Source organism: Pseudomonas rubra (assembly GCF_028656935.1).
Taxonomy (GTDB): Bacteria; Pseudomonadota; Gammaproteobacteria; order Pseudomonadales; family Pseudomonadaceae; genus Aquipseudomonas; species Aquipseudomonas rubra.
The window spans coordinates 109,264-129,353 of record NZ_JAMDGZ010000048.1; the positions used below are offsets into that span (position 1 = coordinate 109,264).

Below are 20,090 nucleotides of genomic sequence, written 5' to 3' on the forward strand. Positions count from 1 at the left end.
TTGACCTCAGGCCTGGCGCGGATCTGGATTGTCCAGAACGTTGTCTGTCTGCTCAGCGCGGAACTGTTTGAGCACAGTGTGGAACTGCGGGTGCTTGGCACCGAGGATGCTCGCCGAGAGCAGTGCGGCGTTGATTGCACCGGCCTTGCCGATGGCCAGGGTGGCAACCGGAATGCCCGCTGGCATCTGTACGATCGACAGCAGCGAGTCGACGCCCGACAGCATCGACGACTGCACCGGTACGCCCAGCACCGGCAGGTGGGTCTTGGCCGCGCACATGCCTGGCAGGTGGGCAGCGCCACCGGCACCGGCGATGATCACTTCGATGCCACGGCCTTCGGCCTCTTCGGCATACTGGAACAGCAGGTCCGGGGTCCGGTGGGCAGATACCACCTTGACCTCGTAGGGAATGCCGAGTTTTTCCAGCATATCGGCGGTGTGGCTAAGGGTGGACCAATCGGACTTGGAGCCCATGATCACGCCAACCAGTGCACTCATCGTCGAGCCTCTTCTCTTGGGCGCCCGCAGGCGCGTCAAAAAACAACAAGCCACGCGGGACAACCGGCGTGGCTTGTTATACGAATTAGGGCCGGGCATACCGACCGAAGGCCGCGCAGTATACCGCAAAGCAACGCTTTGGATGCACCCTGACGACCAACTGTCAGCCTTATTTTTCGGGGCTTTGGCTGACTTTCGGGTCAAGCCGACGCCGCCGGCCCACCCTCCAGCTTGCGCCACAGCAAGCGCACGTTGGCCTTGCGCACCAGGGCGCAGCGATACAAGCGGATTTCCAGCGGTACGTGCCATTGGCTGCCGCCACATACCACCAGCTCACCGCGCTCAAGCTCGGCCCGCGCCGACAGTCTCGGTACCCAGGCGATACCCAGGCCTTCCAGGGCCATGCTCTTGAGGCTGTCGGCCATCGCCGTTTCATAAACAGTGGTAAAGCGCAGGTTGCGCTGGCGCAGCAGCAGATTGACCGAGCGGCCGAGGAAGGCCCCGGCGCTGTAGGCCAGCAACGGCACGCTGCCTTCGCCTTCAAGGTCGAACAGCGGCTTGCCCTCGGCATCGGCGGCGCACACCGGCAGCATCTCAGTATGCCCCAGGTGCAGCGACGGGAAGATTTCCGCATCCATCTGCAAGGCAGCATCGGGATCATAGAAAGCCAGCATCAGGTCGCAGCCACCTTCGCGCAGGGCATGTACAGCATCGCCGACGTTGGTCGCTACCAGGCGCGTGGCGATGTTCAGGCCGTCGTTGCGCAGTTGTGCAATCCAGCGCGGAAAGAACCCCAGCGCCAGCGAGTGCGCCGCCGACACCTGAATCACCTCTCCCTGCCCCCCTTCAAGATGATGTAAATGGCGCACCACTTCGCCCAACTGGTCAACCACCGTGCGCGCCGTGACCAGGAACAGCTGCCCCGCCGCTGTCAGCTCGATAGGCGTGCGAGAGCGGTTGACCAGGGTCAGCCCCAGCGCTGCTTCCAGGCTGCGAATGCGCCGGCTGAAGGCCGGCTGGGTGACGAAGCGGCGCTCGGCGGCCTGGGAGAAACTGCGGGTCGCGGCCAGGGCGCTGAAGTCCTCCAGCCATTTGCTCTCAAGGTTCATGGGCTCTCCACGGATGCACCAAAATTGAACACGCTCGATCGGCAGTTGGCGTCACATCAACCCGTATGCCGTTTGTGCATAGGTTAGCGTGCAACAGCATTGGCCGCAAAATCGGCGCCAGCCTAGGATTGGCGCCATTCCGGCATGTGCCGGGTCAAATTCGAGATGATATCCATCATGTCCGCTGCTGCATCGTTCCGTGTCGAAAAAGATCTGCTTGGCACCCTCGAAGTCCCTGCTGATGCCTACTACGGTATCCAGACTCTGCGTGCTGCCAACAACTTCCACCTCTCCGGCGTTCCGCTGTCGCACTACCCTAAGCTGGTTGTGGCCCTGGCCATGGTCAAGCAGGCTGCTGCCGACGCCAACCGTGAGCTGGGTCACCTGAGCGATGCCAAGCACGCGGCCATCAGCGAGGCTTGCGCCCGTCTGATCCGCGGCGACTACCACGAGCAGTTCGTGGTCGACATGATTCAAGGCGGTGCTGGTACTTCTACCAACATGAACGCCAACGAAGTCATCGCCAACATCGCGCTGGAGGCCATGGGCCACCAGAAGGGCGAGTACAAGTACCTGCACCCGAACAACGACGTGAACATGGCGCAGTCGACCAACGACGCCTACCCGACCGCGATCCGCCTGGGTCTGCTGCTGGGCCACGACGCCCTGCTGTCCAGCCTCGACAGCCTGATCCAGGCCTTCGCCGCCAAAGGCAAGGAATTCGACCACGTACTGAAGATGGGCCGTACCCAGCTGCAGGACGCTGTGCCGATGACCCTGGGCCAGGAATTCCGCGCCTTCGCCACCACCATGACCGAAGACCTGCAGCGCCTGCGCTCGCTGGCCCCGGAACTGCTGACTGAAATCAACCTGGGTGGTACTGCCATCGGTACCGGCATCAACGCCGACCCGGGCTACCAGGCCCTGGCCGTTCAGCGCCTGGCCACCATCAGCGGCCAGCCGCTGGTACCGGCTGCCGACCTGATCGAAGCCACCTCGGACATGGGCGCCTTCGTCCTGTTCTCGGGCATGCTCAAGCGTACTGCGGTCAAGCTGTCGAAGATCTGCAACGACCTGCGCCTGCTGTCCAGCGGCCCACGTACCGGCATCAACGAAATCAACCTGCCAGCGCGTCAGCCAGGCAGCTCGATCATGCCTGGCAAGGTCAACCCGGTCATCCCGGAAGCAGTCAACCAGGTGGCCTTCGCCATCATGGGCAACGACCTGGCCCTGACCGTCGCGGCCGAAGGTGGCCAACTGCAGCTGAACGTCATGGAGCCGCTGATCGCCTACAAGATCTTCGACTCGATCCGCCTGCTGCAACGCGCCATGGACATGCTGCGCGAGCACTGCATCGTCGGCATCACTGCCAACGAACAGCGCTGCCGTGAACTGGTCGAACACTCGATCGGCCTGGTCACCGCCCTGAACCCGTACATCGGCTACGAAAACGCTACCCGTATCGCTGCCATCGCCCTGCAAAGCGGCCGTGGTGTGCTGGAACTGGTACGTGAAGAAGGCCTGCTGGACGAAGAGATGCTCAACGACATCCTGCGTCCGGAAAACATGATTGCTCCGCGTCTGGTGCCGCTCAAGGCGTAACCGATGCTGTAACACGCTCACCAGGTTGAGGGACTAGACACCTCTCACCTTTTGAGGGCCCAGGGATCACTCCCCGGGCCCTTTTTTTATGCCCTGTAGGAGCGGGCTTGCCCCGCGATGGGAATTGGCTGACAGACCGCAATCGCGGGGCAAGCCAGCCCCCACAGAGGGCATATCCGCCACGCCAAGGCAGACGTGCGGCGCTCGCATCGGTATAGTGCCCGCCCTCTCGCGTGTCGGCACCCCGGCGTTGCACGCAGTAAAAGTCATTAAAAGCGAGGAACACTCCATGCTTGAAGTCATTAACGACTTCCTCTCGGGCAAGGTACTGATCGTGCTCATTGTCGGTCTGGGCAGTTACTTCACGATCCGCTCGCGTTTCGTTCAGTTGCGTTACTTCACTCACATGTTCGCGGTATTTCGCGACAGCCTGCGTAGCAGCAGCGAACAACTGAGCTCGTTCCAGGCGCTGATGCTCAGCCTGGCCGGTCGCGTCGGTGCCGGCAACATTGCCGGGGTCGGCATCGCCGTGACCCTCGGCGGCCCGGGTGCGGTGTTCTGGATGTGGGTGACCGCGCTGGTCGGCATGTCCAGCAGCTTCATCGAATGCACCCTCGGCCAGCTGTACAAGCGTTGCGACAGCGAAGGCCAGTACCGCGGCGGCCCGTCGTACTACATCGAACACGGCCTGGGCAAACGCTGGCTGGGTATGGTCATGGCCTTCCTGCTGCTGGTGACCTTCGGTTTCGCCTTCAACGGCCTGCAAGCCCACGCCGTAACCCACTCGCTGAACAACGCCTTCCAGTTCGACACCACCTACACCGGCATCGCCCTGGCGGTGCTGCTGGGCCTGGTGTTCATCGGTGGCATCAAGCGTATCGCCGCCGTGGCCGACCTGCTGGTACCGGTCAAGACCCTGGCCTACATCGCCGTGACCCTGTACGTGATCGTGCTGCAGTTCGACCAGGTGCCGGACATGCTCATGACCATCGTCAGAAGCGCCTTCGGCCTGGATCAGGCGTTCGGCGGCCTGGTCGGTAGCGCCATCATCATGGGCGTAAAACGCGGTGTGTTCGCCAACGAAGCCGGCCTTGGCAGCGCGCCCAACGTCGCCGCCGTCGCCGAAGTCGATCACCCGATTGCCCAAGGCGTGGTCCAGGCGTTCTCGGTGTTTCTCGACACGTTCATCATCTGCACCTGCACAGCCTTGCTGATCCTGCTCTCGGGCTTCTATACCCCGGGCTTCGAAGGTGACGGCATCGCCCTGACGCAAAATTCGCTGGCGGCCGTAGTCGGTGACTGGGGGCGGGTCTTTATCAGCGTTGCCCTGGCGTTGTTCGTGTTTACCTCGATCCTCTACAACTACTACCTGGGCGAGAGCAACCTGCGCTATCTGGTCGGTGATAACCGCAAGGCCCTGATCGGCTATCGCGCCCTGGTGCTGCTGCTGATCTTCTGGGGCGCGGTGCAGAACCTGGGGACGGTGTTCGCGTTCGCCGACATCACCATGACCTGCCTGGCCTTCGTCAACCTGATCGCCCTGGCCCTGCTGTTCAAGGTGGCCATGCGCATCCTGCGCGACTATGACGACCAGCGCGCTGCCGGGATCAAAACCCCGGTGTTCGATTCGGCCAAGTTCGCCGACCTGGACCTCGACCGCAAAGCCTGGCCGGCCAAAATCCAAGGCCAGAACGCCAAGCGCTGACAGCCAGCCGGGTGATGGCGTACTGTGGTCGGCTTCCCCAAGCCGACCATGGAGACAGGCGAATGACCCCGGCAACTGCGCAACCGGCCCGCAACATCATGGTGCTGTACACCGGTGGCACCATCGGCATGCAAGCCAGCGCCAACGGCCTGGCCCCGGCCTCGGGCTTCGAGCAACGGATGCGCGAGCAACTGGCCGGGCACGCCAACATTCCCAGCTGGCAGTTCCGTGAACTGCTGCCGCTGATCGACAGCGCCAACATGACCCCGCAGTACTGGCAGCGCTTGCGCACAGCGATCATTGATGCGGTCGACAACCAGGGCTGCGATGCCGTGCTGGTCCTGCATGGCACCGACACTCTGGCGTACAGCGCCGCCGCCATGAGTTTCCAATTGCTCGGCCTGCAAGCCCCGGTGTTGTTCACCGGCTCCATGCTGCCGGCCGGTGTCGCCGACAGCGATGCCTGGGAAAACCTCACGGGCGCATTGCAGGCCCTGGCTGCCGGGGTTGCGCCGGGTGTGCAACTGTACTTCCACGGTGAACTGCTAGCTCCGCACCGTACCGCCAAGGTCCGCAGTTTTGGCCGTCATCCGTTCGTTACCCTCAAGCGTTTTGCCGGCTCTGGCGCAGTAAAGCCCTTGCCTGCGGCGCTGGACTACCGCCAGCCGAAGCAGGTCGCCAATGTCGCTGTGTTGCCACTGGTGCCGGGGTTTTCCGCGCCGCTGTTGCAGGCCGCGCTCGCCAGCGGTGCACAGGGTTTGGTGCTCGAATGTTTTGGCAGCGGCACCGGCCCGTCCGACAACCCCGACTTTCTCGCCGCCCTGGCCAAGGCTCAAGCTCAAGGCATCGTCGTGGTGGCCATCACCCAGTGCCATGAAGGCGGGGTCGAACTGGACGTCTATGAGGCCGGCAGCCGCCTGCGCCAGGTCGGTGTGCTGTCAGGTGGCGGCATGACCCGCGAGGCACTGTTCGGCAAGTTGCAATTACTGTTGGGCAGCGGCTTGCCGGTAGCCGAGGCAAGACGCCTGGTGGAGCAGGATCTTTGCGGGGAATTGCAGTAAGCGGCTCAAGGCATACTAATTGCTCGGCTTGTTCGGCCAACCTGTCGAAAGAAGCCGAGCATGCTCCATTCACACCTCACCACCCTGAATGCCGTGTCCCTGGTTCTGCAAGCCTTTCAAGGCCAGGGCCCCGGTGATGAAGCACTGCTTGCCGGCAGCGGCATCAGCCCGGCAGACCTGGGCCGCGCCGACTCACGCATCACCACCCGCCAGGAGATGCTGGTGTGTGCCAATGCCGTGGCCCAGCGCCGCGAAGTAGGCCTGGAGCTGGGCCGGCGCATGCATGTTTCCTGCTACGGCATGCTCGGTTACGCCCTGCTCTCCAGTGCCACCTTAGGTGACGCTTTGCGCCTGGCGATGCGGTATCCGGCGCTACTGGGAACACTTTTCCAGCTGCGTCTGATCGATGAGGGCGAGCGGGTCTGGTTAAGTGCCAGCAACTATCGCGAAGATCCTCAACTGGCAGCCTTCAACGCCGAGTTCTGCCTGACCTCGTTGAAAGTCATCTGCGACGACCTGCTCGGCCATCCCCTGCCGCTGCTGGCAACGCGCTTTGCCCATCCGGCCCCCGACTACCATGCGTTGTATGGCGACAGCTTCGCCTGCAGGTTACGTTTCGGGGCGACGGACAATGCCTTCGCCTTCGCCCGCACCTGGCTGGAACAGCCCTTGCCACTGGCCGACCAGATCACCCACCGGGCCATGAGCGAGCGTTGCCGCCGACTCAACCTGGAGTTCACCGGGCGCCAGGCTTGGCTTGGGCGGATCCGCCAACTGTTGCTTGAGCAACTCGATGCCGCCCCTGGCCTGGAAGGCCTGGCACGGCAGATGAACTGCTCGTCGCGCACCTTGCGCCGGCACCTGCAGGAGCTGGGCAGCAGCTATCAACAGTTGCTCGATGAACTGCGTTTCGAGCGCGCCAAACAGCTGTTGGCCGAAGATCAGCTACCGATCTACCGTATCGCCGAACTGCTCGGCTTCAGCGAAACAGCGAGCTTTCGTCACGCCTTTATGCGCTGGAGCGGGGTTGCGCCGAGCCACTTCCGCGCCTGAATGCAGCTGTTGCACCGCCAGGGGGCGAAATCCGGACAGCCAGGCTGGCCACATCGATCCCCTTTTGGCCGTTTCCGTCGTTCTGCACCGGGCCTGCGCCACCAACAATGGAGCGACGCCAGTGACCCGGAGAACAACAAAATGCTGACGATCTATTCCGATGACCACCGCCTGCACCACGGCCGCTGCGAGCTGATCGACGGGCAACTGATGCCCTGCTTCGAAATGCCATCGCGCGCCGACCATGTTCTGCAGCGGGTAGAAACTCGCGAGCTGGGAACCATCAAGGGCCCTGCTGACTTTGGCCGCGCACCCTTGCTGCGCGTGCACAGTGCCGACTACCTGAACTTCTTCGAAGGTGCCTGGCAACGCTGGGCCGAACTGGGCCACGACGGCGACCTACTGCCCTTCACCTGGCCCGCGCGCACCCTGCGCAGCGTCAAACCCGTCGGCCTGCATGGCGAACTCGGTTATTACAGCTTCGACGCGGGCGCACCGATTACCGCCGGTACCTGGCAAGCCGCCTACAGCGCCGCGCAAGTTGCCCTCACCGCCCAGGCTGCAATCCAGAGCGGCGCGCACAGCGCCTTCGCCCTCTGCCGGCCACCTGGCCATCACGCCGCCAGCGACGTCATGGGCGGCTACTGCTACCTGAACAACGCCGCCATCGCCGCCCAGGCCTTCCTGGATCAGGGCCGGCGCAAGGTGGCGATCCTCGATGTCGACTACCATCACGGCAACGGCACCCAAGAGATCTTCTACCAGCGCAGTGACGTGTTCTTCGCGTCGATTCACGGCGATCCGCAGGCCGAGTTTCCATTCTTCCTCGGCTATGCCGACGAGCAAGGCGAAGGTGACGGCCTGGGCTACAACATCAACTACCCGCTGCCGGCCGGCAGTGACTGGCCGACCTGGAGCAAGGCACTGGACCAGGCTTGTGAACGCATTGCGGCCTATGGCCCGGACGTGCTGGTGATTTCCCTGGGTGTGGATACGTTCAAGGACGACCCGATTTCCCAGTTCAAGCTCGACAGCCCCGACTATCTGCAGATGGGCGAACGCATCGCCCGCCTCGGCAAACCGACGTTATTCGTCATGGAAGGCGGTTATGCGGTCGAGGAAATCGGCATCAACGCGGTGAACGTACTTGAAGGTTTCGAACGCGCCCAACAGGAAGCTCAAGCATGGCCCGACTCAAGCGCCTGCTCGCCCCCCTGCTCTGCACCAGCCTGCTCGCCGGTAGCCTGGAAGCTGCCGAACAACGTACCCTGCGGGTCTACAACTGGTTCGACTACATCACCCCGCAAACCCTGGTGGACTTCCAGAAAGACAGCCAGGTCAAGCTCATCTACGACATCTTCGACACCAACGAAGCCCTCGAAGCCAAGCTGTTGACCGGCAACTCCGGCTACGACGTGGTGGTGCCATCCAATGTGTTCCTGGCCAAGCAGATCGAAGCGGGGGTGTTCCAGCCGCTGGACCGCAGCAAGCTGCCTAACTGGCAGCACCTGGACCCGAAACTGATGAAGCTGATCGAGGCTAACGACCCCGGCAACAAATTCGCCGTGCCCTACATGTACGGCACGGTGCTGATCGGCTTCAACCCGGCCAAGGTCAAGGCAGCCCTGGGCGACAATGCCCCGGTCGACAGCTGGGACCTGATCTTCAAGGAAGAAAACATCGCCAAGCTCAAGCAGTGCGGCGTGGCCTTGCTTGACTCGCCGTCAGAGATCCTGCCTCTGGCCCTGCAGTACCTGGGCCTGCCACCAAACAGCACAAAACCTGCGGACTACAAAAAAGCTGAGGAACTGCTGCTGAAGATTCGTCCGCACGTCACCTACTTCCACTCCTCCAAGTACATGGCCGATATCGCCAATGGCGACATCTGTGTCGCGGTCGGCTACTCGGGCAGCTTCTCCCAGGCGGCCAACCGCGCTACCGAGGCGAAGAACGGCGTGGTGGTGGACATGCGCCTGCCCAAGGAGGGCGCACCGATCTGGTTCGACATGCTGGCAATCCCCAAAGGTGCGGCCAACCCGGAAGATGCCTACACCTTCATCAACTATCTGCTGCAGCCCAAGGTGATCGCACCCATCAGCGACTTTGTCGGCTACCCCAACCCCAACAAGGACGCCACCGAGCTGGTCGCACCGGCCATCCGCAATAACCCCAACCTGTACCCGACCGAAGCTGCCATGGCCAAGCTCTATACCTTGCAACCGCTGCCGCGGGATGCCGAGCGGGCGCGCACCCGCGCCTGGACCAAGATCAAGGCCGGGACCTGACCGTCACTGACGCCAGGCCCGCCGCAAGCGGGCCAGGGCGTCGGCAGTCGCGGCTTCGCACACTGCGGCGAAGCCCAGCACCAAACCAGCACGCTTATCCACAGGGACCGTCGATTCTGGCAGCCAGTACTCACTCAGGGCATTGAGTTCAACACCCACCGCTTCGGCACGGGCAATCAATTCCTGCTCACGGGCGTAGCTGTCGACATCGACTTTCACATGCAATCCTGCCGCAACCTCTGGCATCGGCCCGACACCGGTAACATCCATCGGCCAACCCGCTTTCAAGGTATTGCGACGGCTCAAGGCGGCGCGACGCATGCGTCGGATATGCCGCTGAAAGTGCCCTTGGGCCATGAACTGCGCCATCACTGCCTGGGTGCCCACCTCCGAATGCCGTACGGCCAGCGCCCGGCAGCGGGAAAAGGCCTGGACCAGTTGCCGTGGCAGCACCAGGTAGCCCAGGCGCAGCGCCGGAAAGGCGATCTTGCCGAAGGTGCCGACATACAACACCCGGCCGTTGCGATCCAACGCCGCCAGCGGCGCTAGCGGGTCGCCGCTATAGCGGTACTCACCGTCATAATCATCCTCGATGATCCAGCCGTCCTTGCGCTCGGCCCAGGCCAGCAACTCCAGGCGCCGGGCCAGGCTCATGGTGACGCCGGTCGGGTACTGGTGAGACGGCGTCACATAGCTGAGGCGGCAATGCCCCACGGCATCAAGTGCAGAGCAGTCCAGGCCTTCATGGTCGACCCCCACTCCCTGCACCTTGGCCCCAGTCAGCGCAAAGGCGTTGCCGGCGGCTCGGTAACCGGGGTTTTCCACAGCCACTACTTCGCCAGGCTCCAGCAGCAGCTGTGCACAAAGGCTGATGGCTTGCTGTGCACCACTGGTGATCACAATTTGTTCAGCCACGCAGGAAAGCCCGCGGGATCGACGCAAATAGGTAGCGATCAGTTCGCGCAGATGCGGCTCACCAGCCGGATCACCATAACCCAGCGCGGCAGGGTCGGGATTACGCCAGAAACCCGCCTGCAGCTTGGCCCAGACCTCAAACGGAAACAGGTCAAACGCCGGCAAACCCACCCGAAAAGCCCGCGGCGGACCGCTTTTGGGCGGCGGTAAGTGATGGCTTTCCAGGCGACTCAACGGCACAGTGTGGATAACTTTACTGGATGTATCCTCAGTTATCTCTACTGGTTTTGTGGATAACCCTGTGGAAAAACCCAGGGATAACCCTGTGGATACTTTTGTGGATAATTTTGGCAACTGGCTGACATAGGTGCCATCGCCCACCCGGCTTTCTATATAGCCCTCGGCGTACAACTGATCATAAGCACGCACCACGCTGTTGCGCGAAAGCGCCAGTACCGCCGCCATATCGCGGCTGGCCGGCAGCCGTGTGCCGCTGCTCAGCCGGCCGTCCAGCACCCGCATGCGCAGGGCCTGATAAAGCTGGCGGCTCAGACCCTGACGGCGATCGAGCACGATACCTGTCGGGTCGAACGGCAAAGTGAAGGGGCGCTCACTCATGGCAATGGACCTATGAAATTAGCTAGAAATGGCTCTTACCTTAGTCCAATAGCCTGCCTAGGATTGGACCATTCGCCAAGGACAATCGACATGTTCACACCTTCGAGCCACAAGGAAACCGATCTCGAGCGCTTGCATCAGCAGATCGAGCAAACACGCCTGGCCGTACTGGTCACCCATGGTGAGCAAGGTTTGCAGGCCAGCCACCTGCCACTGCTGCTGGATCGCGGCCAGGGCAGCAACGGCACCCTGTACGGCCACTTCGCCCGGGCCAACAAGCAATGGCAGGACCTGGCCAACGGCGCCGAGGCGCTACTGGTATTTGCCGGGCCCGATGCTTATGTCAGCGCCGGCTACTACCCCAGCAAGGTTGACGACCCGCGCACAGTTCCGACCTGGAACTATGTGACCGTACACGCCTGGGGCAAGGCCGAGGTGTTTCACGACGCCGAACGGCTGCTGGATATCGTCAGGCGCCTGAGTGACCAGCATGAGCAACACCAGGCCAACCCCTGGTCGGTGGATGAGGCGCCAGCCGACTACATGGCCAGCATGCTCAAGGCAATCGTCGGCTTCTCCCTGCCCATCGAGCGCCTGCAAGGCACACGCAAACTCAGCCAGAACCGTTCGGCCATCGACATCGAAGGCGTGCGCAACGGCCTGGCAGGCAGCAGCGATCCCCTGGACAACCAACTGGCCGCCCTGATGGGCCAACTTTGAAGGAGTACACCCATGTCTAGCGTCACCCTCCGTCCCGTCACCGCCGACGATCACAGCGTCTGGCTGCCGCTGTGGCAGGCGTATCAGCGCTTCTACGAAACCCGTATTGCCGACGAGGTCAGCGCCGTGACCTGGACGCGCATGCTCGACCCGAATGAACCGACCAACGCCGCGCTGGCCTGGGTCGATGGCAAGGCGGTGGGCATGGTCCACTGGATCTATCACCGCTCCAACTGGAGCATCGAGAACTCCTGCTACCTGCAAGACCTGTATGTGCAAAGTGAGCAACGTGGCCTGGGTGTCGGCCGCCAGTTGATCGAATACGTCTACGCTACGGCAAAGGCCGCAGGTTGCGCCAAAGTGCACTGGCTGACCCATGAAACCAATGCCACGGCCATCAGCCTGTACGAGCAGGTCGCCGAGCGGCCCGGCTTCATCCAGTTCCGCAAACCGCTGTAAGCCAGAGGAGCCTCCCATGAGCAATCCATTGAACTGGCACCCGGCCAAACGCCCGCAACCTGCGTCATTGACCGGGCACTTCATCCGCCTGGAAAAGCTCGACCCCAAGCGCGACAGCGAAGACCTCTGGGAAGTGTTCCAAGGCCCCCAAGCCGACAGCAAACTGTGGGACTACCTGGCGTACGGTCCGTTCAGCGAACGCGAAGACTTCGATCACTGGCTCGATACCAACGCCGCCAGCAGCGACCCACTGTTCTACAGCGTGATTGACCTGGCAAACGGCCAGACCCAGGGCATCCTCAGCCTGATGTCGATCGTGCCCGACCAGGGTCGTATCGAGATTGGCCACATCGCCTTCGGCGCCGCCATGCAACGCACACCAAAGGGCACTGAAGCCATCTACCTGCTCGGCAAACTGGCGTTCGAGCTAAGCAACAGGCGCCTGGAATGGAAGTGCAACGACGACAACGCCCGCTCCAAGCGCGCTGCGCTGCGCTTTGGCTTTACCTTCGAAGGGGTGTTTCGCAAGCACATGGTGATCAAGGACCGTAACCGCGACACGGCCTGGTTCTCGATTACCGACGATGAGTGGCCGGCGATTGCGGCGGGGTTCGAGCGCTGGTTGGCGCCCGATAACCAGCGGCCAGAGGGGCAGTTGCGAACACTGGAAGCGTGCCGCACCAGTGCCTGAGGCCGTGCCAGCGACCGCGTCTAACTGACCTGCCGCTGGCGCTTGACCACACCCATCTGCAAACCGAATGGGCGAAAGACCGCATTCAGCGACTTCAGCGTCGGGTTACCTTCCCCCTGCTCAATCTGAATCAGTGTGCGCACCGATATCTTACACATGCTCGCGAACTGGCTCTGATGCAAACCAGCCACCTCGACGCGCAAACGCCTGACTGCAGTGCCAAGCTCCAATGATCCGTCAGCAATAGCGGTGCGCACACCTTCGATGAGCGACGTGCGTATATCGATAGAAACAGTCATAGCAGCGCCCACTCTTTCATGCGTTGTGGCAATTTTTTCAAAGCGATCGCCGGATGATTCATGGTCGCTGTCGGAAGTCCCGTTTCGGCCAGTAAATCGGGCAACGCGAGCAAGTGACGAGCATCCTCGCGAAGCTGCTCAAATGCGTCTTGCGGATCAACCAGGGCAGCCAAAGCGTTACAGGCCCCACGCCAGTCAATCTCCCCTGCGCGCTCTACAGCGCCTGGCCATTTGGTTGTACGCGGCACACCTTCGACATCCATGACCATGGGCGCCAGGTCATAGATCGGTGCCAGCCGAAAAGACGAGGCCTCACGAATGATCGCGGTGTTTCGTCCATGGTTGTCTGAGTTTCCAAGAGTCTTGTTGATCAGGTCACGACGCAGGTACTCGCGAACCAAGGCCGGTACTTGAGCCTTTTGCCCTGCCTCGACCCAGAGTTTGACCAACAACCTGATGACCTCTACATGCTCCAGCCGACTGCCCGGCTCGGTCACACCGGCCAGCGAATAAATCGACTCAACCGCTCGACGCTCAACCCCTCTGTCGGTCACTTGCCGGTCAAACCGCTTCATCCAGAGGCTCGGCTTGTTGGCCTGCTCAAACCCAAGCTCCGCTGTCGCTACGGTGTCCACGCCAAGTTGCTGCAACGCCTTGTAGTAGAGGTACTCGCTACGCAAAATGTCCTGGTCATTGAGCAAGGCCTGATTGCGTGCGAATTTGACGAACCAGTGCTGGGTTGCGTCGGCGTCAGGCAGCACAGCATCTGGATAGAGTTGCCCATCGCGCCCTTCAGTCATCAACAGCTTGGGCGCTTCACCTCCTGCTCCTGTCGCACCGCCGATGGCTGCACCTTGCTCGTAGGCGTAGTCGAGAAATCCCTGGTCACGCGTTACCACTTCACTCCGGCTGAAACCTATTGCTGCGGCACAGGTATCCAGTTCCTCCATCGATTCCTTGATTCGCAGGTTACCCACGGGAGCGGGTGTGCTTCGCCCCAGCAGGAACATGTCATCGCTGAGTCCTGCAGGTTTCTGCCTGCCAATGTGTTTGAGCAGAAACCGTCTGGCAGCCCCCGAGGGCGCAATGTCATGCAGGAACGCCGGCGCACGCTGCAGGGAAAGCGGGTCGTAGTCCACCGGCAGGCGCGCGCTGACCGCCAGGGTAAACGGGCTCTGGTAGGCATCCAGATTGGCGCGAATGTAGGCAGCCTTGTAGGCAATTTCACAAGGTCCTAGGAAACCCATCATCGGCTCTGCAAACTTCAGCGACATTGCGTCGTGCCAATCGCCATCTGCATAGAGCTGGATTGTGAGAGGGAACATCAGATACCTGCAATATCGTGCATATTCTTAAGTAAAAGCCATGTCATATCTGCAATATAGTGCAACTTTTGCACAATAGCGATTACGTATAATGCATTTTAATGCAGATAGTAAAAAACCGTTAACCAGCAATTGCATTAAGCTGCACACGGAAGAGCAAAAAAAAGGGAGGCATACGCCCCCCAGAGGTTAACCGCTTGTAGATGAGGGCCTGAAAATCAGCCCTCGATCTCGATCAGAATCTCGCCCGGGTTGACCCGGTCACCCTTGGCCACATGAATGGCGGTGACCTTGCCAGCGATCGCCGCCTGCACTTCGGTCTCCATTTTCATTGCCTCGGTGATCAGCACCGGCTGACCGGCTTTGACCGTGTCCCCCTCCTTGACCAGCACATCAACGATGTTGCCTGGCATCGTCGTGCTGACATGACCCGGTGCACTGGCTTGCTTGCGTTTGCTGCTGCCGCCGCCGACGAACTCGTTGAGCGGTTCGAACACCACTTCTTCCGGCATGCCGTCGATGGACAGGTAGAAGTGCCTTTTACCTTCGGCCTTGACGCCAACACCGGTGATATCCACACGGTAGGTCTCACCGTGCACATCAATGACGAACTCAGTCGGTACGCCCTCGCCACTGGCCGAAGCCACAGCGCCAGCCTCTGGAATCGGCAGCAGCACTTCTGGAGTCAAGGTGCCGGCCTCACGCTCTTCGAGGAACTTGCGCCCGATGTCCGGGAACATGGCGTAGGTCAGAACGTCTTCTTCCGACTTGGCCAGGGCGCCGATGTCGTTGCGCAGCTTGGTCATTTCCGGCTTGAGCAGGTCGGCCGGGCGTACGTCGATAACCTCTTCGCTACCGATGGCCTGACGCCGCAGTTTTTCGTCGACCACACCCGGGGCCTTGCCGTAGCCGCCTTGCAGGTACAACTTCACCTCGTTGGTGATGGTCTTGTAGCGCTCGCCGGCGAGCACGTTGAAGAATGCCTGGGTGCCGACGATCTGCGAGGTCGGGGTCACCAGCGGCGGGAAGCCAAGGTCTTCACGCACCCGCGGGATTTCCGCCAGCACTTCGTTCATCCGATTGAGCGCGCCCTGCTCCTTGAGCTGGTTGGCCAGGTTGGAAATCATCCCACCGGGCACCTGGTTGACTTGCACGCGAGTATCGACGGCGGTGAATTCGCTTTCGAACTGGTGGTACTTCTTACGCACCGCGTAAAAGTACAGACCGATTTCCTGCAGCAGCTCCAGGCTCAGGCCGGTGTCGAATTCACTGCCCTTGAGTGCCGCAACCATCGACTCGGTACCCGGATGGCTGGTGCCCCAGGCAAAGCTGGAGATCGCGGTGTCGATGTGGTCGGCGCCGTTTTCGATCGCCTTGAGCTGGCACATGGCAGCCAGGCCGGCGGTGTCGTGAGAATGCACGAACACCGGTAGCGATTGCTCGGCCTTCAGCGCCTTGACCAGCTCGCCGGTGGCGAACGGCGTCAGCAGGCCTGCCATGTCCTTGATGGCAACCGAATCGCAGCCCATGGCTTCCATCTGCTTGGCCTGGGCGACGAAGGCGTCGATGGTGTGCACAGGGCTGGTGGTGTAAGCGATGGTGCCCTGAGCATGCTTGCCGGCGGCCTTGACCGCTTCGATGGCCACGCGCAGGTTACGTACGTCGTTCATGGCATCGAAGATGCGGAACACGTCGATGCCGTTGACCGCTGCCTTGGCGACGAAGGCTTTAACCACGTCATCGCTGTAGTGGCGGTAGCCAAGCAGGTTCTGCCCGCGCAGGAGCATCTGCAGGCGAGTGTTGGGCAGTGCCGCACGCAGTTTGCGCAGGCGCTCCCACGGGTCTTCCTTGAGGAAGCGCACGCAGGCATCGAAAGTGGCGCCGCCCCAGACTTCCAGCGACCAGTAGCCCACCTTGTCGAGCTTGTCGCAGATCGGCAGCATGTCTTCGGTACGCATGCGGGTGGCCAGCAGGGACTGGTGGGCGTCGCGCAGGATTGTGTCGGTTACAAAGATTTTCTTGGACATTATGGGTTCCTCACAGGCCTGCGTGGGCGGCGATGGCGGCGGCGATGGCCAGGGCCAGCTCTTCGGGTTTGCGCTTGATCGAGTAGTTGGTCAGTTCCGGATGGCTTTCAACGAAGCTGGTATTGAACTGACCGCTGCGAAATTCCGGATTGCGCAGGATTTCCTGGTAATAGGCGGCGGTGGTCTTCACCCCTTGCACGCGCATGTCGTCCAAGGCCCGTAGGCCGCGGTCCATGGCTTCTTCCCAGGTCAGCGCCCAAACCACCAGTTTCAGGCACATCGAATCGTAGAACGGTGGAATGGTGTAGCCGGTGTAGATCGCCGTGTCGGTACGCACGCCCGGGCCGCCGGGGGCGTAGTAGCGGGTGATCTTGCCGAAGCTGGGCAGGAAGTTGTTCTTCGGGTCTTCGGCATTGATCCGGAACTGCAGCGCGAAGCCGCGGTGCTGGATGTCTTCCTGCTTGACCGACAGCGGCAAGCCGGAAGCGATGCGGATCTGCTCGCGGACGATATCGATGCCGGTGATTTCTTCGGTGATGGTGTGTTCCACCTGCACCCGGGTGTTCATCTCCATGAAGTACACCTCGCCATCGGCGAGCAGGAACTCCACGGTGCCGGCATTCTCGTAACCCACGGCCTTGGCCGCGCGCACCGACAGGTCGCCGATATAGGCACGCTGTTCGGGGGTCAACTGCGGGCTTGGGGCAATTTCGATGAGCTTCTGGTTACGCCGCTGGATCGAGCAATCGCGCTCGAACAAATGCACGACGTTGCCGAAGCTGTCACCGAGGATTTGCGCCTCGATGTGCTTGGGATTGACGATGCATTTTTCCAGGAACACTTCCGCCGAACCGAAGGCCTTGGTGGCTTCGGAGATAACCCGCGGGAAGGCTTGTTCCAGCTCTTCACGGCTGTTGCAGCGGCGAATACCACGGCCACCACCACCGGAGGTGGCCTTGAGCATCACCGGATAACCGATGCGATCGCCCTCCACCAGGGCTTCGTGGATGTCGGCGACGTTGCCTTCAGTGCCGGGGGTCACCGGTACACCAGCCTTGATCATGCTGCGACGGGCTTCGGTCTTGTCACCCATGCGACGAATGACTTCTGCTGACGGGCCTATGAACTTTATTCCACGTTCGGCGCAGATGTCCGCAAGTTCAGCGTTCTCAGACAAAAAGCCATAACCGGGATGCAGCGCATCACAACCGGTTTCCACAGCCAGGTTCACCAGCTTGCGCGGGTTGAGGTAACCGGCCAGAGGCTCGGCTCCAATACTGTGGGCCTCATCGGCACGTTTAACGTGCAAGGCATGGCGGTCGGCGTCCGAGTAGATCGCCACGGAACGGATGCCCATCTCGGCGCAGGCGCGCACGATTCGAACAGCAATTTCACCGCGGTTGGCGATCAGGATCTTTTTTATCACTGGAGTATTCCCAAGGCCGCTAGAACAAACGAGCCGGCAATGCCGGTCGGCGCGTGACCAATCGTCGCTGGCCAGTCGCATCTTTACCCTAGCGCTGTCTCTGGATAAACAAAAATCAATATTTATTAGGGCGTGCATAAGCAAAAGCTTATAGTGCTGTTACAAGGTTTTTCCGGGGCTTGATAAAAATGCGTAAGTCATTAATGCGTATGACATTACGGCAACTTCAGATCTTCAATGAGGTCTGTGATTTGCGTTCCTACAGCCGGGCGGCCGAGGAGATGAACCTGACGCAACCCGCCGTTAGTCTACAGATCCGCCAACTGGAAGAACTGCTCGGCCAACCGCTGTTCGAGTACGTCGGCAAGAAGCTCTACCTGACCGAAGCCGCAGAAGCACTGCAGCGTGCCAGCCGGGATATCTTCGGACGTCTGGAAAGCCTCGACATGCAGCTCTCGGACATGCAGGGCTCACTGCAGGGGCAACTGAAGCTGGCGGTCGAATCCAGCGCCAAGTACTTCGTTCCGCACCTGTTCGCCGCCTTCAAACGCCTGCACCCGGAAGTCAATCTTACCCTCACGGTGGTCAATCGGGCCCAAGCCATCCGTCGCCTCTCGGACAACCGCGATGACCTGATCATCATGTCCATGGTGCCGCAGGACATGGGCCTGGAGTTCCTGCCGTTCCTGAACAATCCGATTGTCGCCGTGGCCCCGCCCGATCACCCGCTGTGCAAGCTCGATAACCTGCGCCTGCAGGACCTTGAGCCATATACCTTACTGGTGCGCGAACAGGGATCGGGGACGCGCAAGGCCTGCGAGGAGTATTTCAAGGAAAAGCGCGTGCACTTCACCCAGACGCTGGAAGTGGCCTCGGCCGATGCCCAGCGTGAGTGCGTGATTGCCGGCCTGGGCATCGCCCTGCTGACCCGCCACGCCCTGAACCTGGAGCTGGCCACGGGTGTGTTGCGCGAGCTGCCGGTTGAAGAACTGCCGCTGTACCGCAGCTGGTGCGTGGTGCAATCCAAGGCCAAGCGGCAGTCGCCGGTGGCCCTGGCGTTTTTAGCGTTTATTCGTAGCGAACGTGCACAGATCAGCGAGCTTGTTGAACGTTTCTCTGGGATTCTGCCGCCGATACCTGCCACACATTGACGCTCTGCACGTCGGCGTAGTCGGTGATGTCCTGCAGCAGGCGGCGCTGCTCGGAGTAGCTTTCGATCGCGCGGCGAAACTCCATGCGGCGCTGGTCTTTTTCCTGCTGCTTGCGGGATTTGGCGTTGGGTTGGTACGAGCCATCGAATTCACGAGCCATTGCATATCTCCCTTTTCGAGTGCGGGAGTTTCAGCCTGACCTCATAGCATTACGGTTTGGCGGCGCGGCAATGACAAATCGATGAACCTGTGGGAACGGGCTTGATCAGTCGTCCATCGCCTTGATCGACTTGGGCGACAAGCGCAGGCTGCGCAAGCTGCGTTTGACGCTTTTCAGGTGATTGACCAAGCTCGGGCCGCGGGCCATGGCAACGCCCATGGCCAGCACGTCGATCACCACCAGGTGGGCGATACGCGAAGTCAGCGGGGTGTAGATTTCGGTGTCTTCGTGCACATCGATGGCCAGGTTGACGGTCGACAGCTCCGCCAGTGGTGTCTGGCTCGGGCACAGGGTGATCAGCGTAGCGCCGCTTTCACGCACCAGGTTGGCAGTGATCAGCAGGTCCTTGGAACGCCCCGACTGGGAAATGCAGATGGCCACGTCGCCAGGCTTGAGGGTTACCGCCGACATTGCCTGCATGTGTGGATCGGAGTAGGCCGCAGCGGTCAGCAACAGGCGGAAGAACTTGTGCTGAGCATCGGCGGCGACCGCGCCGGAAGCACCAAAACCGTAGAACTCGACGCGCTGGGCCTGGGCCATGGCGGTCACGGCACGCTGCAAGGCCTGTGCATCGAGGTGCTCGCGCACTTCCATCAGGGTATGCAGGGTAGTGTCGAAAATCTTCAGGCTGTAGTCGGCAACCGAGTCGTCTTCATGAATGGCGAACTGGCCGAAACTCGCACCCGCCGCCAGACTCTGGGCCAGCTTGAGCTTGAGGTCCTGGAAACCGGAACAACCGATCGCACGGCAAAAACGCACGATAGTCGGCTCACTGATGCCGACGCTGTGGGCAAGGTCAGCCATGGAGCTATGCATGACGGCTGCAGGATCTAGCAGCACGTGATCGGCAACCTTTAGTTCCGATTTGCGTAGCAGATGGCGCGACTGGGCGATGTGTTGCAACAGATTCAAGGGCAGGACTCGGT

The 20,090-nt window shown here is 61.2% G+C and carries 18 protein-coding genes and 1 pseudogene; 10 read left to right on the forward strand and 9 right to left on the reverse strand.

Annotated elements, in window-relative coordinates:
• Window positions 1-6 precede the first annotated feature (6 nt).
• Window positions 7-498, reverse strand: coding sequence for a 5-(carboxyamino)imidazole ribonucleotide mutase (gene purE / locus M5G17_RS21065; RefSeq protein ID WP_038615995.1), 492 nt, complete (start codon window positions 496-498; stop codon window positions 7-9).
• Between the two features lie 200 nt (window positions 499-698).
• Window positions 699-1,607: a LysR substrate-binding domain-containing protein gene (locus M5G17_RS21070; RefSeq protein WP_273894822.1), complete on the reverse strand. Its 909-nt coding sequence runs from the start codon at window positions 1,605-1,607 to the stop codon at window positions 699-701.
• Between the two features lie 177 nt (window positions 1,608-1,784).
• Between M5G17_RS21070 and aspA the strand changes: the two genes are divergently transcribed.
• From aspA to M5G17_RS21100, 6 genes and pseudogenes are all read left to right on the forward strand, one after another.
• Entirely contained in the window at window positions 1,785-3,209 is a 1,425-nt protein-coding gene (gene aspA, locus M5G17_RS21075) for an aspartate ammonia-lyase (protein WP_273894823.1), read from the forward strand.
• 289 nt (window positions 3,210-3,498) lie between these two features.
• The gene (locus M5G17_RS21080; protein ID WP_273894824.1) at window positions 3,499-4,914 is read left to right on the forward strand and encodes an alanine/glycine:cation symporter family protein; all 1,416 of its coding nucleotides are present in this window, start codon (window positions 3,499-3,501) and stop codon (window positions 4,912-4,914) included.
• Window positions 4,915-4,976: 62 nt separating this feature from the next.
• Window positions 4,977-5,975 carry an asparaginase gene (locus M5G17_RS21085; RefSeq protein WP_273894825.1) on the forward strand — a complete coding sequence of 333 codons (999 nt, stop codon included), beginning with the start codon at window positions 4,977-4,979 and terminating at the stop codon, window positions 5,973-5,975.
• Window positions 5,976-6,035: 60 nt separating this feature from the next.
• The gene (locus M5G17_RS21090) at window positions 6,036-7,028 is read left to right on the forward strand and encodes an AraC family transcriptional regulator (protein ID WP_273894826.1); all 993 of its coding nucleotides are present in this window, start codon (window positions 6,036-6,038) and stop codon (window positions 7,026-7,028) included.
• Window positions 7,029-7,169: 141 nt separating this feature from the next.
• Window positions 7,170-8,210 (forward strand): annotated as a pseudogene (locus M5G17_RS21095) (histone deacetylase family protein); the annotation flags it as partial.
• 2 nt (window positions 8,211-8,212) lie between these two features.
• Window positions 8,213-9,313, forward strand: coding sequence for a polyamine ABC transporter substrate-binding protein (locus tag M5G17_RS21100; protein ID WP_273894827.1), 1,101 nt, complete (start codon window positions 8,213-8,215; stop codon window positions 9,311-9,313).
• Window positions 9,314-9,316: 3 nt separating this feature from the next.
• Here M5G17_RS21100 and pdxR read toward each other — a convergent pair whose 3' ends face one another.
• Window positions 9,317-10,846, reverse strand: coding sequence for a MocR-like pyridoxine biosynthesis transcription factor PdxR (pdxR, locus tag M5G17_RS21105; protein WP_273894828.1), 1,530 nt, complete (start codon window positions 10,844-10,846; stop codon window positions 9,317-9,319).
• 90 nt (window positions 10,847-10,936) lie between these two features.
• On the opposite strand from pdxR, the gene M5G17_RS21110 reads away from it, so the two are divergent.
• The 3 genes from M5G17_RS21110 to M5G17_RS21120 are packed head-to-tail and all read left to right on the forward strand — an operon-like array spanning window position 10,937 to window position 12,716.
• The gene (locus M5G17_RS21110; RefSeq protein ID WP_273894829.1) at window positions 10,937-11,566 is read left to right on the forward strand and encodes an FMN-binding negative transcriptional regulator; all 630 of its coding nucleotides are present in this window, start codon (window positions 10,937-10,939) and stop codon (window positions 11,564-11,566) included.
• A 12-nt stretch (window positions 11,567-11,578) separates the two neighbouring features.
• Window positions 11,579-12,025 (forward strand): GNAT family N-acetyltransferase, encoded by a 447-nt coding sequence (locus M5G17_RS21115; protein ID WP_273894830.1) that lies wholly within the window; start codon window positions 11,579-11,581, stop codon window positions 12,023-12,025.
• Window positions 12,026-12,041: 16 nt separating this feature from the next.
• Entirely contained in the window at window positions 12,042-12,716 is a 675-nt protein-coding gene (locus M5G17_RS21120) for a GNAT family N-acetyltransferase (protein WP_273894831.1), read from the forward strand.
• Window positions 12,717-12,736: 20 nt separating this feature from the next.
• On the opposite strand, the gene M5G17_RS21125 is transcribed toward M5G17_RS21120, so the two are convergent.
• From M5G17_RS21125 to M5G17_RS21140, 4 genes are all read right to left on the reverse strand, one after another.
• Entirely contained in the window at window positions 12,737-13,015 is a 279-nt protein-coding gene (locus tag M5G17_RS21125; protein WP_130262085.1) for a helix-turn-helix domain-containing protein, read from the reverse strand.
• Window positions 13,012-14,340 carry a type II toxin-antitoxin system HipA family toxin gene (locus tag M5G17_RS21130; protein WP_273894832.1) on the reverse strand — a complete coding sequence of 443 codons (1,329 nt, stop codon included), beginning with the start codon at window positions 14,338-14,340 and terminating at the stop codon, window positions 13,012-13,014. Before M5G17_RS21130 ends, M5G17_RS21125 begins: the two co-directional genes overlap by 4 nt.
• Window positions 14,341-14,558: 218 nt before the next feature.
• Window positions 14,559-16,367, reverse strand: a complete 1,809-nt coding sequence (oadA, locus tag M5G17_RS21135) for a sodium-extruding oxaloacetate decarboxylase subunit alpha (protein ID WP_273894833.1) — start codon at window positions 16,365-16,367, stop codon at window positions 14,559-14,561.
• Window positions 16,368-16,377: 10 nt separating this feature from the next.
• A complete protein-coding gene (locus M5G17_RS21140) occupies window positions 16,378-17,793 on the reverse strand; it encodes an acetyl-CoA carboxylase biotin carboxylase subunit (RefSeq protein ID WP_273894834.1) in 1,416 nt (471 codons plus the stop codon).
• 203 nt (window positions 17,794-17,996) lie between these two features.
• Here M5G17_RS21140 and M5G17_RS21145 point away from each other — a divergent pair, with 203 nt between their 5' ends.
• A complete protein-coding gene (locus tag M5G17_RS21145; protein ID WP_273894835.1) occupies window positions 17,997-18,944 on the forward strand; it encodes a LysR family transcriptional regulator in 948 nt (315 codons plus the stop codon).
• Here the strand turns inward: M5G17_RS21145 and M5G17_RS21150 are convergent.
• Together M5G17_RS21150 and hexR are read right to left on the reverse strand one after the other, a co-directional pair.
• Window positions 18,886-19,104 (reverse strand): PA3496 family putative envelope integrity protein, encoded by a 219-nt coding sequence (locus M5G17_RS21150; protein WP_273894836.1) that lies wholly within the window; start codon window positions 19,102-19,104, stop codon window positions 18,886-18,888. The two genes, M5G17_RS21145 and M5G17_RS21150, sit on opposite strands and share 59 nt — an antisense overlap.
• Before the next feature lie 105 nt (window positions 19,105-19,209).
• Window positions 19,210-20,076, reverse strand: coding sequence for a transcriptional regulator HexR (gene hexR / locus M5G17_RS21155; RefSeq protein WP_116551232.1), 867 nt, complete (start codon window positions 20,074-20,076; stop codon window positions 19,210-19,212).
• Between the last annotated feature and the right edge of the window lie 14 nt (window positions 20,077-20,090).